The following is a 15,423-nucleotide window of genomic DNA, read 5'->3' on the forward strand; positions in this document are numbered from 1 at the left end:
GGGAAACGCACATTCGCTCCCACTCGGCCACGACGCGCGGAACGGCGTGCTCGTAGCATGCACGGGAACGGCGGTCAACGGGCAGCGCGATCTGGCTCAGGACAAGCCGCTGACCGGCCTGAGGAGCATGGGCCTGGGCGACGGCGGCGCCAAGCCCGGATCGGCCGCGCGCCGTCGCGGGCGCGCGGCCCTCGCGGCGCGCGGCGCGGGAAGGAGGCGCGGGCCGGCCTCGCGCGAGCGCCACGAGCATCGATGTGGCTCGTGAGCGGCTGTCCGCCAGTCCGGAGCATGGGATACGACGGAGACGGGAGATCGGTTGAGCTCTCCTCGTCTGACCAACCTGGCTGCGCGCGGGGCCGCGTGGTCGCGGCGCGATCATGGGATGTTGGAGAGCGCGATGGGGACGAGTCGCGCCGCCAGCGCGCGTCACGCCGGCCGCCGACCGCCGGGCGCGCGGAGCGCAGGAGAGCACCCCCAGCGCAGAGCGCTCCTCCGGGGCCGCGGCCTCGCCTGGGCGCGCGGCGAGCGGGCCGGCGGGCGTGGACACCGCGCTGGCGGCCGGCGCGCCGCGCGCTGGCGGGCGCGGCGCCAACATCGCTTTTGCGCTTTGCCATCGCCCGGATAAGGGGGTTACGCTGCGTGGGTGGAGCTTTCGCGGTTGCTCGACGAGCTCACCCTGGCGGCCAACAGGGTCGGCATCGCCGTCAGGATGGAGGCGTTCGATCCGCACCTGTCGGACGCGCGCAATCCGCGCGGCGGGCTCTGCACGGTGCTCGGCAGGCGGCTCATCCTTGTCGACGCCAACGCGTCGCTGCCGGATCGCATCGCCACGGTCGCGGGCGCGCTCGCGCGCGTGGACATGGAATCCGTGTTCCTGCCGCCGATCGTGCGCGCCACCATCGGCGCCCACGCCCGCGGCGCGCGGCCGCGCCCGGCGGCGCCGGGCGAGCCCGTGCGGCTGCCGGTGCGGCGCGCGAAGGGCGCAAAGGCCCCGCGGCTGCTCCCGCTCGCACGCACCAAGTGGCGTGACGCCTGACCGCGACGGCGCGCCGCCTCGCCGGCCGCCGTGATGCCTCGTGCGTGAAGGGTAGAGAGAAGAGGGTAGAGCCGCCGGGAGCGCCGGGACCGGGAGGAGAAGGTCTTCGCGTCCTGCCGCTCCCGGCCCGACAGCTCGCCGGGCATCACGAGGCGAGCGACCGCTCCACCTCGACGTAGATCGCGGCGATCGCCGCGTCGAGCTGCGCGACGTCGGTCCCGCCGGCCTGCGCCATGTCGGGGCGGCCGCCGCCCGAGCCGCCCACGATGCGGGCGATCGGCTTGATGAGCTCCCCGGCCTTGAGCCGCTCGGTGGCCGACTTGGAGACCATCACCGCGAGCTGCGCCTTGTCGCCCACGGCCGCGCCGAGCAGCACCGCCGAGCGGTCGCCGAGCTTGTCGCGCAGCTTCTCCGCGAGATCGCGCAGCGCCCCCGGGTTGGTGCCGTCCGGCACCCGCCGCGCGAGCACCTTGATGCCGCCGATCTCCCGGGCGCCCTCCAGCATCGCGTCGATGCCGCCGCCGCCGCCGCCCTGCGCGGGGCCCGCGCCCTCCAGGATGCGCCGCTCGAGCTCCGCGATCTTCTTCTCGAGCTCCCGCTCGTGCGCGACGATCTTCCCGATCTTCTCGGCGAGATCGCCGCCCTGCGCCTTCGCGGCCTGCCGCGCCCGCGCGAGCTCGGCCTCGACGTTCCGCGCGTACGCGAGCGCGTTCAGCCCCGTCGACGCCAGGATCCGGCGCACGCCCGCGGCCACGCCGCCCTCGCTCGTGATCTTGAACAGCCCGATGTCCCCCAGCGCGCGCGCGTGCGTGCCGCCGCAGAGCTCCACGACCTCGGGCGTCATCGTGAGCATCCGGACCGTATCGCCGTACTTCTCCTCGAAGATCGCGACCGCGCCGCGCCGCCGGGCCTCGTCCATGGGCAGGATCTCGGTCGTCACCCGGGCGTTCGTGAGCACCTTCTCGTTCACCAGGTCCTCGATCCGCGAGATCTCCTCGCGGGTGAGCGGCCGGTTGTGCGTGAAGTCGAAGCGGAGCATGTCCGGCCCGACGCGCGAGCCCTTCTGCTGCGCGTGCTCGCCGAGCACCTTGCGCAGCGCCCAGTGCAATACGTGCGTGGCCGAGTGGTTGCGGCGCGTCGCCGAGCGCGCCGCGTGGTCCACCGTCAGGCGCACGCGCTGCCCCACCGCGATCGCCCCCTCGCGGACAACGCCCTCGTGCACGACAAGCCCGACGAGCGGCTTCTGCGTGTCCTTCACCTCGACGCGCACCCCGTCCGCCGTCACCTCGCCGACGTCGCCTACCTGGCCGCCCGACTCGGCGTAGAACGGCGTCTCGCGGACGACGATCTCCACCGCCGACCCCGCCTCCGCGCGCTCGACAAGCGCGCGGGTCTTGCGCGCCTTGTCGCCCTCGCCCTGCGCCTCGACCCGGATGATCGCGACGATCTCGCTGTCGCCCTCCTCGTGCTCGTACCCCGTGAACACGACCGGCTGCGCGAGCGCCGCGCGGGCCGAGCGGTGCGCGACATCCACGGCCGCTGTCGGATCGATCGGGCCGTCGGCCTCGGCGGCGCCGTGGATGACCGCCTCGGCCCCCTGGACGTCGACGTCGAAGTTCGACTCGGCGCAGATGACCTGCGTCAGGTCGAGCGGGAAGCCGTACGTTGTGTAGAGATCCGCGGCCGCGGCGGCCGGGAGCGTCCTCTCGCCCGACGAGCGCATCTCGGCGAAGCGCTCCTCCAGGATCTTCATCCCGCGCTTCAGCGTGGAGCGGAACCGGACCTCCTCGTCCTCGGTGACGCGGGCGATGAGCTCCCGCCGGTCGCGGAGCTCCGGGTACGTCTCGCCCATCCGGCGGACCACCTCGAGCGCGACCTCGTGCAGGAACGGCCTGTCGATCCCGAGCCGGTGGCCGTGGCGGATCGCGCGGCGCATCACCCGGCGGAGCACGTACTCGCGCCGCTGCCGCTCGGGCATCACGCCCTCGGCCATCAGGAACGCCGTCGTGCGGGCGTGATCCGCGATGACCCGCATCGACACGTCGTCATCGGCGTTGCTCCCCGTGTACGGCTTGCCGCTGAGCTCCGCGGCCCTGTCGACGAGGCCCCGGAGCAGGTCGGTGTCGTAGTTCGACGTCACGCCCTGGAGCACGCTCGCGATGCGCTCCAGGCCCATGCCTGTGTCGATGCTCGGCGCGGGCAGCGGGACGAGCGGGCCGTCCTTCTCGACGCGCTCGTACTGCATGAACACGTTGTTCCAGATCTCGGTCCAGCCGGTGCCGTCGATGCGCGGCTCCTCGCCGAAGCGCGAGACGTCGGGCTCGCCGCCGTGGAAGAAGTGGATCTCCGAGCAGGGGCCGCACGGGCCGACGTCGCCCATCGTCCAGAAGTTGTCGGCCAGGCCGAGCCGCAGGATGCGGTCGTCGCCGAACCCGGTGACCTTGCGCCAGATCGCCGCGGCCTCGTCGTCGGCCGGGAAGCCCCCCTCGCCGTTGTAGATGGTGACAACGAGCCGCGAGGGAGAGATGTCGTAGACCTTCGTCAGGAGCTCCCAGGCGAAGGCGATCGCGTCTTCCTTGAAGTAGTCGCCAAAGCTGAAGTTGCCGAGCATCTCGAAGAACGTCTGATGGCGCGCGGTGACGCCGACGTTCTCGAGGTCGTTGTGCTTGCCGCTGATCCGGATGCACTTCTGGCTCGAGGTGGCGCGCTGGTAAGGGCGCTTGTCCTTGCCCGTGAAGACGTCCTTGAACGGCACCATGCCCGCGTTCACGAACATCAGCGTCGGGTCGTTCTGGGGAACGAGCGGCGCGCTCGGGACGATCTCGTGGCCGCGCTGGCCGAAGAACTCGAGGAACGTGCGTCGGATCAGGTCGGAGCTGGCAGGCGTTGCGATGGACATAGGAGGACGCGCGGTCTAGCACGACCGCGGAGCGGCTTCCCCCCGCTCGAGGGGCGCCGCGCCGCCGCCGCGGAGGTCGCGCGCGCCGGGCTCGCCTGTTGGGCTGACCGGCGGCTGCGGCGCCGGGGAGGCCCCCCGGGGGGAGCCACCGCGAGCGCGCCGCCCCGGGGGCACGGCCGCCGCCGGCGCCTCGGAGGTCAGCGGCCGGAGGGGACCACGCTGCTCCCGGAGGCGGCCTCCAGGGCGAGGGGCGTCCTCTGGAGCGCGCTCTCGATGGCGCCGGCGACAGCGTCGCTCTGGAGCTGGGCGAGCTCGCGCCGGCCCTTGGCGCGCCGGGCCTCGGCGAGCGCCTGGGCCGAGCCGATCATCGAGCCCTTCAGCGTCTGGCTGGGCATCTCGCGGATCACGTACTCGACCTTGGCCGCGAAGCCGATCCCGTCAGCCCCCTGGCGCTTGCTGAGCTGGGTGACCGAGCCGTCCAGCGTGAACGCCGGCAGCTTGCGGCTCTTGCCCGCCGCCGCCACGTCCGTTCCGTCGGCCACGATCTCGATGTCGGCGAACTGCGCGACGCGGCTCCGCGTGTGCTGCCGGAGCAGCGACCCGAGCATCGCGTCCTTCACGCCGGAGCGGTTCTCGAACTTGCCCAGGCTGACGAGGAAGCGCGCCTTCGAGGACGACTTCGAGAGCCGCTCGATGGCCGCCTGGATCTGGCGCTTCAGGCTGGGCGCAGGCTCGGTGTCGAGCGCCGCCTTGAGCGCCGGGACGGCCGCGGGGTTGCCCATCGCCCCGAGCGCTGTCGCGGCCGAGGCGCGCACCGCCGGGTGCGCGTCCCGGAGCGCCTTCTCGAGGGCCGGCCGCGCGCCCGGGCTCTTCGACCTGCCGAGCGCCAGCGCCGCCGCCACCCGGAGCCGGTAGTCCTTGCCGACCGCGATGTCGCGGAACGCCGAGGTGTCGCGGTCCTCGGCGATCGACGGGGACGTGCCCCCGAGGATCATCGAAGTCGCCAGGAGCATCGCAATGAAGAGACGACGAACCATCACGTCCCTCCGGGGAACGGCGGCCTTCGCCGTCCGTTCACCTCGGTAAACCACTCAGATCTCGTGACGCGCCCGGCGTCCAGACGGTCTTATCCTTGGCCAGGACGGTCGCGAGATCAAGGCCTGTTTGGCCCCGAATGGCTCATGCAGGACTCATGACGAGCACGGTAGACGTGGTCGACACGGGCAATTTTGCCGCCCCGAGCGCTTATTTCCAGACACACTGCTACGGATGAGCCCGGGTCGGCTTATCAGCTCAGAAGAGGATACCGAGATACCAGCGCACCGTCTGCGCTGTCTGCAGGTCGACCTCCTGGAGGGCCTGCTCCCCCGGGAGCTGGCCGAGGCCACCGAGCGGAAACAGCACGCCGTACTGCACCGCCGTGTAGAAGCCGCCCATCTTGTCGGGATCGTCGTTGAGCGTCCCGTCCTTCGACTGGAAGTAGAGCTGGCCGTTCAGCTCGACGCCGAGATCCCGGGAGTTTCCGGGCGCCTGGACGAACTCCGAGGCGCGGCTCCAGATGAGCGAGGCGCCCAGGCCGGCCCGCTGGCCGTTCTTGTCACGAGCGAAGTCCCAGTCCACGCCAGGGCGGAAGTAATACGCCCCCTGGACCCGAGACAGGATGTTCCTGAAGAGGATCTGGTCGACCCGGTAATCCGGGTGGAAGCGGAAGGTCGAGTAGGTGCGATCGGTCGAGTTCTGGGGATCCATGGCCCCGATCGCGGTGCCCCGGGGCTCGAGGGAGGGCGCGTCGTCGTCGCCGGTCGCGTAGCCGAAGCCGAAGTGCAGCCGCAGCCGGCCCTCCATCTCGATGAGCTCGGCCTGCGTCGCGAGCCCGAACTGCCGGATGCCCCAGCCCGTGTCGTCCTGCGAGAGGACGTTGGCGTAGTCGCTCTCGTCGTTCCCGCGGACGTCGAGGGAGCCGTAGATCATCGCGGCCTCGAGCTCGAAGCGGAACTTCTTGTAGAGGAGCTGGAACCACACGTCGGGGATGACCATCTCCGCGCCCCGGTGCACGTACCCCGCCGCGACGTTGTCGGCTGTCTGCCCGAGCGAGGCGCCCGGCCTGGCGTCGTTGCCGGCGTTGTCGTTCGCCAGCGTCTGCTGCCGGTAAGCGAAGTAGACGCCGCCGTTCATGACCATGTTGCCGCGGGCGAGCTCGAGCTTCTGGAGCTCCGGGTTCTTGCGGCGGACGGCGACGAACACGTACTGATCGACGTCATCGGCCTGGGCGAGGTCGTACGGCTGGCCCTCGAGATCCTGGAGGGAAGCGCTCGTCGCGCCCTCGTTGGTCCAGTCCCAGGCGCCGGCAAAGTAGAGGTCGTATTTCTTGATGCCCGTGACGAACATCAGCCGGTCGACCGTCGACTGGTAGTCGGAGTCGTACCCGTCGCCGCTGTTCGCGACCATGCCGAGGCCCCAGTGGTTCGGCATGCGGCCGAAGCGGAGGAGGCCGATGGGGGTCATGTACTCACCCCAGACCCGCTTGACGGATATCGAGTCCTTCGGCGAGTTGATGCCGGCGCTCGGCGCCCACTGGGTGCCGGCGAAGGCCCCGAGCGGCGAGTAGCCGCCCCGGCGGACGACCTCGTAGCCGTTCGCGCTCGGCCGGTTCGCGTAGCCCTCCGGCGTCGAGCCGAGCACCACGTTGTCGAGGAGATCGACCTGCGAGAGGATGCGCAGGTTGTCGCTGATGTGCAGCTCGGGGTTGAGCCGGAACCGCATGTTCGCGCCGGCCTGGGTGTCGTTCTCGCACGGGGCGAACGAGCGCGAGCCGCCGCTCGTGCCCTCGCTCGGGTTGCAGAGATCGACAACGTGGGACGGGTTGTAGGAGTTGTCGGCCGGCTGGGGCCAGAGCGCCTGATTGCGCGGATCGACGCGGCCGAGGGCAAAGCTGTTGAAGAGCTCCCACCGGAGCCGGTAGTAGCCGTGGAGCTCGAACGTCGGCCGCGCGTGAGACCACCAGTCCTCGGCGTAGACCTCGCTGGGCCGGGCGCCGATCTCACCCTGGGTGGCCTGTCGCTCCTGCGGCTCGGTCGTCCCGGCCTCCGCCGGGCCTGCCGGAGCCGCGGGGCTGGCCGGCTGCGGGGCCGAGGGAGCGGCCGTACCGGCCGGCGGCATGAGCGGCTCGGCCGCCGGCGCGGAGGGATCGAGGGCGTCCACGCCGTCGCCGGCGCCGCCGACCGGCGCCGCGCCGGGCTGCGCCGGGGCGGGCTGCGCCGCGCCGGGCTGCGCCGGGGCGGCCGGCGCCGTGCCGGGTTGCGCCGGGGCGGCCGGCGCTGCGCCGGGCTGCGCCGGGGCGGCCGGCGCTGCGCCGGGCTGCGGCGCAGGAGCGCCCGCCTGTCCGGCAGGCGGCTGCGCTGGGGCCGCCGGCGGCTGGGCCGGCCGGCGCGCAGGCTGCTGGGCGGACGCGGAGGACGCGCCCAGCACGAGCGCGAGCGCGAGGCCCGACCGGAGGCGACGGCGAGGGGTGCCAGGGCTGCACGACGTTCCCGGAGACCGCGACGAGATGGGCATCTGCTTGGTTCGTTCGCGCGTTTTCTGCCCCGCGCGCAGGAAGAGGTTGAAGTTCCGAGCTCTCGGTGACCCGGAGGCCGGGGGCCATGTCTCATGCCCGGCCTGTGTGGTCAAGGCGCCGCTCGGCCCCGACCCCTGGAACCTGGGCCGGGGAATGCATCCGCGTCCCCCCTCCGGGCAGCGCCCGAGCCGGCGCCCTGATGCGCGCACGCCCGCGCGGCGGATGCCGGGCTGATCCGCGCGCCCCCGCGCGCGGCGCGCGGATCGAGCCCCCTTGGAAATCTGCGCGCGATCCGGGAAGATTCGACCACGTTGCGGTGGGTGCCGCCGCGCGCCTCGGCTGCCGTACTCGCCTCACCGTCCGCGCGGAGCGCCTCTGTACCCAGCGCACGTCGGCCCTGCAGCGCGCCGCGCGTGCAGGACGCTCACCGGGAAGATGCCTGAAAGGGGTTAGATGAGAAGGCTGCGAGCGCTGTGTCTGCTGTCGATCGTGGGCGCCGGGGTGGGGCTCGTCGCGGGCGTGGCGCGCGCACAGGAGGCGGTCCTCGACGGGGAGTTCTCGGCGCAGCGGTTCGAGCCGGCGCCGGGATCGAGGAACTACCTGAGCGTCGAGGGCGCCCGGATGGAGGCGTCGCTCGGGGTCACGGCGGGGCTCATGTTCGACTACGCGCGGGATCCGTTCGTCGTGGAGAGCTGCGTCTCGGCGACCGACTGCTCCGCCCCCGACGCGCTGAACAGGCGCGAGGTGCCTGTCATCTCGGACATGCTGACCTGGAACCTGCTCGCGTCGATCACGCCGACGCCGTGGCTCCAGGCCGGCCTGCGCTTCCCCGTCGCCTACGTGAGCGGCCAGGGCATCGACGCCGCGACGGGCGCGCCGGCCGCTGAGGGGCTGAAGGCGTTCGGCGCGGGCGACCCGACCCTCGAGGCGAAGGTGCGGTTCTTCGGCGGGCCGCGGGATCCGCTGGTGCTCGGCGCCGCGGCCGACGTGAGCTTCCCGCTCGGGCACGCGACAAGCGCGGGGAGCTACCTCGGCAGCTCGTCGCCCGTGACCGCGGGGCTGCGCCTCATCGTGGACGGCAGCTCGGGGCCGCTGTCGTTCGGGCTCAACCTGCGCGGCAAGCTGCTGCCGGAGACGGCGCGCATCGCGGCGACGGAGGTCGGGCCGGTCGAGCTCCGGTACGGCGCGGGGCTCGGCTACCGGATCACCCCGGCGGTCCGCGTGCTCGCCGAGGGGCACGGCGCGACCGAGTTCAGCGCGCAGGGCGGGACGAACTCGCTCGAGGTGGACGGCGCGCTCCAGATCGCGCCGCGCGACCTCGGCCTTGTGTTCACTGTCGGCGGCGGCGCGGGCGTGGTCCAGGGCATCGGGGTGCCCGCCGCGCGCGCCATCGCGGGGATCCTCTTCGTGCACGAGCCCGGAGACGAGGACGGCGACGGGGTCCGCGACGCGGCGGACAGGTGCCCGGCGCAGCCCGAGGACAGGGACGGGATCGCCGACGAGGACGGCTGCCCCGAGGACGACGCGAACTCGGACGGCGTGCCGGACGAGAGCGACCGCTGCCCGCTCAAGGCGGAGGTCATCAACGGGCTCGACGACAAGGACGGCTGCCCCGACGAGCTGCCCGACCGCGACAAGGATCGGGTCGCCGACGCGCGGGACAAGTGCCCGGATCAGGCGGGGCGCGTGCTCACGCCGGAGCACTACGGCTGCCCTGACACGGACGAGGACGGCGTGCCGGATCCGGTGGACAGGTGCCCGGACGCTGTCGAGGACACCGACGGGTTCGAGGACGAGGACGGCTGCCCCGACCCGGACAACGACCGCGACGGCATCCTCGACCAGCAGGACGAGTGCGTCGATCAGCCCGAGGTCAAGAACGGCTTCAAGGACGAGGACGGCTGCCCCGACGAGCTCCCCGACGCCGACGGCGACGGCATCCCGGACGAGCGGGACAAGTGCCCGACGCAGCCGGAGAACCTGAACGGCGTCGAGGATCTGGACGGCTGCCCGGACCGCGGCGCGAGCCTGGTGCAGGTCGGCGAGGAGAGCATCACGATCCTCCAGCGGGTCGAGTTCGCGCTGAACAGCGACAAGATCCATGGCAGGCAGAGCTTCGCGGTGCTCGACGCCGTGGTCTCGGCGCTGAAGCTCCACCCAGAGATCTTCAAGGTGGAGGTGGCAGGCCACACCGACAACGCCGGGCCGGCGGACATGAACCGCACGCTGTCGCAGAAGCGCGCCGAGGCCGTGGTCGCCTACATGACGAGCAAGGGCATCGATCCGAAGCAGCTCGTGGCGAGGGGCTACGGCCCGGACAGGCCGATCGAGGACAACAAGAGCGCCCTCGGGCGCCAGAAGAACCGGCGCGTCGAGTTCGTCATCCTGCACTCGGTCGGCAAACCGCTGGCGCCGGGCGCGACGGAGGCGGCGCCGGCGGGCGCGGCGCCCGCGCCGGGCGCGGCGCCCGCGCCGGCGGCGGGTGCGCCAGCGGCATCGCCTCCGCCGGCAGCCCCGCCTGCGGCATCGCCGCCTCGAGCAGCGCCGCCGCCGGCGGCCCCGCTGCCGCTGGCGCCGCCGCCGCCGAAGCCCTGAGGTCACGCCCTCCGCGCCCGGCCGCCAGGACGGCCGGGGCTCGCCGTCCTCCCCTCTGGATCTCTCGGCCGAGCTGAGCGAGGCTGCCGGCCGCAGCATCCCGCTCCGCCTGACAGAGCCATGGAGAAAGCGTTCATGAACCGGACACTCATTGCACTACCCCTCGCGCTGTCGTCGCTGTTCGCCGCGGGCTGCGGCCACTCCGAGCAGGAGTGGAAGGCGCAGCTCGCCAAGTACAACGACCTCCAGAGCCGGAGCCAGAAGAGGGAGGCCGACCTCGAGAAGGAGCTCGCCGCGGCGAAGCAGCGCGTCGAGGAGCTCGAGAAGCAGCTCGAGGCGCAGGGCGCCGACATCTCGAAGATGACCTCGACGCTGGAGGACCGCGAGAAGGCGCTGGCGGAGTACAAGGCGCGCGCGAAGCAGCTCGAGGCGATCCAGGCGCGGTTCGACCTGCTCCGGAAGAAGCTCGAGGAGCTGACCAAGCTCGGCCTCGAGGTCCAGGTCCGCAGGAACCGGATGGTCATCTCGCTGCCCGGCGACGTCCTGTTCGATTCGGGGAAGGACACCCTGAGCAAGGAGGGCCAGGCGATCCTCAAGAAGATCGCGGACGTCATCCGGGGCGACAAGTCGCTGGTGGACCGCGATTACCAGGTCGCCGGGCACACGGACAGCCAGCCGTACAAGAACGGCCCGTACTACGACAACTGGGGGCTCTCGCTGATGCGCGCGCGGGCCGTGCTGCTGTTCCTGATCGGCAAGGAAGGCCAGCTCCCGACGCGGCACTGGAGCGCGGCAGGGTTCGGGGACACCGACCCCATCGCGAACAACGCCACGCCGGCCGGCAAGCAGAAGAACCGCCGGTGCGACCTGATCGTGATGCCGGACGTGGACGAGATGCTCGACCTGACGAAGCTCGCCACGAAGTGACGGCGGGCGGGAGGGGTCGAGCGGGGGGCGCGGGTGACGAGGCTCGCCGGGGCGGCGCCGCGGGGCTCCGGCGGGCGACGGTGTGAGCCAGCTCACGTTGAACCCTAAAAGACAAGCGACTTCGTACGGTTAGCGCCTGGGTCGACCAGAACGCGTTGTGGTGCCCGGCGTCCGGGGACGCCGGCGACCACAACGCGTTCTGGTACCCGGACGTCCGGGGACACCGGCGACCACAACGCGTTCTGGTACCCGGGCGTCCGGGGACGCCGGCGACCACAACGCGTTCTGGTACCCGGACGTCCGGAGACGCCGGCGACCACAACGCGTTCTGGTACCCGGACGTCCGGGCACGCCGGCGACCACAACGCGTTCTGGTACCCGGGCGTCCGGGCACGCCGGCGACCACAACGCGTTCTGGTACCCGGGCGGCTCAGCCGTCGAGCCACTGCCGCGCGAGATCGAGCGTGCGGGCGTTGTCCGGGACGTCGCGGAGGAGGCGCTCGCGCCAACCCGGATCGCTGAGCTTGTCGGCGCGCGCGAGCAGCGCCGCCCTGGCCGACGCGATCGCGGCGGCGGCCTCGCCCTGCCTGCCGCCCGCGGCGAGCGCCTCGGCGAAGGTCAGCCGGACCAGCGACTCGCCCTCTTCGAGCGTGCCGAACGACTCCAGCATGGAGCTCGCCTCGGTGGCTGTCCTGACAGCCCCGTCGATGCGCCCGAGCCCCAGCAGCGCGCGCCCGAGGAGCGCGAAGGCCTGCACGCCGAGCGTCGGCGCATTCGGCGAGAGCGCCACCGCGGCGCGCGCCTCGCGCTCGGCGGCGTCCAGGTCGCCCATGGCAACACTGGCCCTGGCGAGGTAGCAGCGGGCCAACAGCTCGGTGCGCACGAAGCCCGCTTGCCGGCTCGCCGAGGCGGCCGCCTCGGCGAGCGCCCGCGCCTCGACGAGCTGACCGCGATACACGTGTGCGGCGTCGTATCCAAGGGAGGCGCGGGAGGAGGCTCGGGCGGGGCCGGCGGCTGTGGTGGTCGAGGGGGCCGCGGGGGAGCGAATGCTCATCCGGCGATCGGCGTCGTCGCGCTTCACGCCCGCTTGACCGTGCGCGACAGCATGATCATGACGGGTTACGGCGGCACGGGCGGCAACGGCGGGCCGCCCCAGCAGGGCGGCGAAGGAGGCAGAGGCGCACCGGGCGCCGCCCTGCTGGACGTCTTTCAGGCCTGCATGGGTGGACGTGGCGGCCAGGGAGGGCCTGGCGGCTACGGCGGCCCGGGGCGCAGCGGCGACTCGATCGGCGGCGCCTACCTCGACGAGGATCAGCTCACGCTCGAGGGCGTCACCTTCGAGATCGGACGGCCGGGCAAGGGCGGCACAAGCTGGAACCACGATGGCAGCACGACGGTGGGGGAGAGCGGCGAGGCCCACGAGACGCTTCGCTTTCCCGAATAGCCGCAGCCACGTCACGGGCGGACGGCGCAGATCTCGGCGACGGCTACGAGAAAGCTTCGGCATCCAACTCGAACGCTAGGGCCGGGCTACGCCGGATCCACCCAAGTCCAGACATCCGAGATGAACTCGAACGCAGCGTCCGCCGCGTTGACGAAACTTATGACAGAAGATCCCCTGCGGGAGATCGTAGTCCATGCGGTTTGCGACCGGGTCGACTGCGACGCTTCGCTCTCGGCCAGGTGGACATCGACGTTGCCGAGCTCGCCGGCATCCACCTCGACCCCGTTGCCGCTCCCCCGCCTGGCGCCGCCCCAAGCGAGCGGCGCCCTCTTGCAGGGTACAAGCCGCCTACCACGTCAGCGACGGCGCCGGATGCCGAGAACGACCGCGGCGCCCGTGCCAACGAGCACGAGCAGGGCCACGCCGACCCACACCCAATCCCAGGGATCCGAGCTAAAGGAGATGGCCACTGCGCCGCACCCGGGAGACCACGCTCTTCTTTTCATCAGGCAGCCCATCCTCTCATCGACCGCTCCCTTCCGTCCGCCGGAAGGTGCGGACTCCGCCGCGGTGCTCCTCGACGCCGCGGCCCGCTATCTGCTCGGGCGCCGTGTACGTTAGCGCGATCGCGAGGTCGCCGGCGTCCGCCGCGACGTGGCCGAACTCGATCAGGTGGACGGCCATAGCCCCCGAGCACGCCGACGTGCGCCTCGACCTCCGCGCCCGCGCCGCCGCGGGGCGAAGCCGCCGAGCTCGCTTCGAGCTCCTCGCCGGCGGCGCGGCACGAGCTCGGCCAAGTCGACGGCGGACGCCCAGGGGAAAGGGCTACACCGGATCCACCCAAGTCCACACGACCGAGAAGAGGCAGATGTAGATCGTCGCCTCGCCCATCAACACCGTGTCCATCGCCACATCCGGCACCACCTCGTTCCCGAGCTCCGCCGGGATCGGTCGGTAACCGGGGTAGGTAGCCTCGATCTCCCGAGCGATCTCGCGCGCCACCGGCTCCTCCTCGGGGATGCCGGGGAGGTGGATCCCGTAGTATGGCCCGAGCAGGGACACGTGGAAGCTGAGCGCCGTTTCGTCAGTGAGCCAGATGCGGGCCGAGTACGCCGGGTCGCCCCCTCCCGCCAAAAGGTGGAGCGACTCGTTTTGAAGGCCGTATCGATCCCCCAGGCGGCGGATCATCGCTTTCCACGTTGGGTATTCCGCTCGCCCTCGGTTCGCGGCTTCCACCAGGCGGCGGTGCTCCTCCGTGTCGTCGTAGAAGGCATCATTCGGAGGTACGTTGCTGCGATCGGTGCAACGTACGCCCCGCGGGTAGAAGTGATAGACGACGTCGAGCAGCTCGGAGCGAGTTATCACCTTCATTTCGTCACCCTGGCGCCGAGTCGCTTATACTTAGACTTGAACGCGGCGTCCGCCTCGTTGCGAAATGTGTCGCAGAACGTCTCCTGCGGGAGATCGTAATCCATGCGGTTCGCGACCTCCTCCTTGATCTCTTCGCTGAGGCTGGTCGCACGGTCGGCATCGATTTCTCCATAAATCTCAGTCCGGAGCGGCATGCCGATGGTCAAAGGGCAGGACCAGCTCTTGGTCCCGAGCTTTCGCTCGGGCTCTCCTCCTCGTCGTCGTCCGTTTTGTTGCACTGGATCTTGCGCTCGCTGCCGTCCTGCGGGCCATCCGGCGGCGCAGCCCCGAAGTCACCCGATGCGCTGGAGCTGAAGATGGGAACGGACGGCCCGACTGGGCCACCCGCACCCGCACCCCTCTCCCACTCCTCGCGTGGGTAGCAGTCTCCTACCGTCCAGTTGCATGCCGTCAGCACGCAGATGGCGATAGCCAGGATCGGCAGCAGGATTCTTTCTGTGTTCATCTTGCACTCCATCGAAGCACGGGACCGGCAACAACGAGCACCGACACGCAGCCTGGAAGCACAAGGCTGCTCCCACCGATCCAATCCACGTTGGCGCTCGCCGACACGCCGAGCGGTCCGGCGACGTACGCGTTGGCTTGCGTATGCGCGCCTGCCGCCACCCCGGCAACGTGCCCACACAATGCACGTCCGCAAGCCGGCATGAAGTAGACCGCGACCGATGGCCCCGCACTCAAGTCGCCATTCTCCCAATTGTATCCGAGGGCAACGATGGTACTGTTGTAGACGGCCGACCACCTGGACGCCCGATCTCGCCGGGACCAGTCGACATCACGGCCGCGCTACGTCTCATCGCTGTTCCTCTCCTGTGCCCATCGGCGCCGCCCCTCGGCACGCCGGCGGCGGCGTTGAAGCTTGGAGCGCGGCGCGTTCGGTGTTTAGACCCGGGGCGCGGCCTCGTCGAGGGCTGAGCATGGGCGAGTTCGGGATCGCCCCGGCGGCGAGGTCCACCCGGATGAGCGCGGCGCGGCCTGGCCGATGTCCACCAGGGCGAGCACGGTGCAGGGGACAGGGCGGACGAGCTCGGCGCCGCCGCAGCGGTGGCCCGTCAAGGCGGCCGGCGTCGAGCTCCTGGAGCACCAGAGCGCCGCGGCCCGTCGATGTGGCCGGCGTCGAGCTCGACGCTCGCCGCAGCTCCTGCTTCCCCGGCTCCCCCCATCGCGTAGGACCAAGGTCCTATAGCCGACGGCGCCAGCCTAGATTACGGCTTCACCGCGGAGCCGATGATGGCTTCACAAAGCTTTCACCAAGCTGCACCAGGAGCTATCCCATGACGACGACCATGAAGGCCGAGAGGCCCTTGAACCGGAAAGCTGCCGAGCGCGTGAAGAAGCTCCGCGAGACTTTGTTGGGCGCGCGCACCGACTCCCGCGGGGCAAGGGCGCTGCAGAAGAACCGCGCAGCGAACCCTCTCTTGGCGATCCCTGCCGCGCGCAGCATCATCCTCGTCACGCTCGCCGGCACCCCGAAGCGGGACCGCGCCGGCGTGGAGAGTACCTGACGCTGACCCGCGACGGCTATCTCGTCATAT

At 71.4% G+C, this 15,423-nt stretch carries 12 protein-coding genes; 5 read left to right on the top strand and 7 right to left on the bottom strand.

Features of this window, described 5'->3' with window-relative positions:
• Positions 1–643: 643 nt before the first annotated feature.
• The gene (locus WMF42_RS26325) at positions 644–1,036 is read left to right on the top strand and encodes a hypothetical protein (protein WP_061611204.1); all 393 of its coding nucleotides are present in this window, start codon (positions 644–646) and stop codon (positions 1,034–1,036) included.
• Positions 1,037–1,181: 145 nt separating this feature from the next.
• Here the strand turns inward: WMF42_RS26325 and alaS are convergent, their stop codons facing one another.
• The 3 genes from alaS to WMF42_RS26340 form a co-directional block, all read right to left on the bottom strand.
• On the bottom strand, positions 1,182–3,935 hold the full coding sequence (gene alaS, locus WMF42_RS26330; RefSeq protein WP_061611205.1) for an alanine--tRNA ligase: 2,754 nt from the start codon (positions 3,933–3,935) through the stop codon (positions 1,182–1,184).
• 197 nt (positions 3,936–4,132) lie between these two features.
• Entirely contained in the window at positions 4,133–4,972 is an 840-nt protein-coding gene (locus WMF42_RS26335) for a HEAT repeat domain-containing protein (RefSeq protein ID WP_434041311.1), read from the bottom strand.
• A gap of 256 nt (positions 4,973–5,228) precedes the next feature.
• Complete coding sequence (locus tag WMF42_RS26340) at positions 5,229–7,490, bottom strand: TIGR04551 family protein (RefSeq protein WP_437685481.1); 2,262 nt, start codon at positions 7,488–7,490, stop codon at positions 5,229–5,231.
• A 454-nt stretch (positions 7,491–7,944) separates the two neighbouring features.
• On the opposite strand from WMF42_RS26340, the gene WMF42_RS26345 reads away from it, so the two are divergent.
• Entirely contained in the window at positions 7,945–10,086 is a 2,142-nt protein-coding gene (locus WMF42_RS26345; protein ID WP_437685483.1) for an OmpA family protein, read from the top strand.
• 135 nt (positions 10,087–10,221) lie between these two features.
• Positions 10,222–11,013, top strand: coding sequence for an OmpA family protein (locus tag WMF42_RS26350; RefSeq protein ID WP_437685485.1), 792 nt, complete (start codon positions 10,222–10,224; stop codon positions 11,011–11,013).
• Positions 11,014–11,443: 430 nt separating this feature from the next.
• On the opposite strand, the gene WMF42_RS26355 is transcribed toward WMF42_RS26350, so the two are convergent.
• On the bottom strand, positions 11,444–11,971 hold the full coding sequence (locus WMF42_RS26355; protein WP_437685487.1) for a hypothetical protein: 528 nt from the start codon (positions 11,969–11,971) through the stop codon (positions 11,444–11,446).
• Between the two features lie 147 nt (positions 11,972–12,118).
• On the opposite strand from WMF42_RS26355, the gene WMF42_RS26360 reads away from it, so the two are divergent.
• Positions 12,119–12,457 carry a hypothetical protein gene (locus WMF42_RS26360; protein ID WP_437685489.1) on the top strand — a complete coding sequence of 113 codons (339 nt, stop codon included), beginning with the start codon at positions 12,119–12,121 and terminating at the stop codon, positions 12,455–12,457.
• 522 nt (positions 12,458–12,979) lie between these two features.
• Here WMF42_RS26360 and WMF42_RS26365 read toward each other — a convergent pair.
• From WMF42_RS26365 to WMF42_RS26375, 3 genes are all read right to left on the bottom strand, one after another.
• Positions 12,980–13,141: a hypothetical protein gene (locus WMF42_RS26365; RefSeq protein WP_437685491.1), complete on the bottom strand. Its 162-nt coding sequence runs from the start codon at positions 13,139–13,141 to the stop codon at positions 12,980–12,982.
• Positions 13,142–13,282: 141 nt separating this feature from the next.
• Complete coding sequence (locus WMF42_RS26370; RefSeq protein WP_437685493.1) at positions 13,283–13,828, bottom strand: hypothetical protein; 546 nt, start codon at positions 13,826–13,828, stop codon at positions 13,283–13,285.
• A complete protein-coding gene (locus tag WMF42_RS26375) occupies positions 13,825–14,034 on the bottom strand; it encodes a hypothetical protein (RefSeq protein ID WP_437685495.1) in 210 nt (69 codons plus the stop codon). Before WMF42_RS26375 ends, WMF42_RS26370 begins: the two co-directional genes overlap by 4 nt.
• A 1,128-nt stretch (positions 14,035–15,162) precedes the next feature.
• Here WMF42_RS26375 and WMF42_RS26380 point away from each other — a divergent pair.
• The gene (locus WMF42_RS26380) at positions 15,163–15,393 is read left to right on the top strand and encodes a hypothetical protein (protein WP_437685497.1); all 231 of its coding nucleotides are present in this window, start codon (positions 15,163–15,165) and stop codon (positions 15,391–15,393) included.
• Positions 15,394–15,423 lie beyond the last annotated feature (30 nt).

The sequence above is a fragment of the Sorangium sp. So ce176 genome, from assembly GCF_051519835.1.
In the GTDB taxonomy this organism is placed as follows: Bacteria; Myxococcota_A; Polyangia; order Polyangiales; family Polyangiaceae; genus Sorangium; species Sorangium cellulosum_G.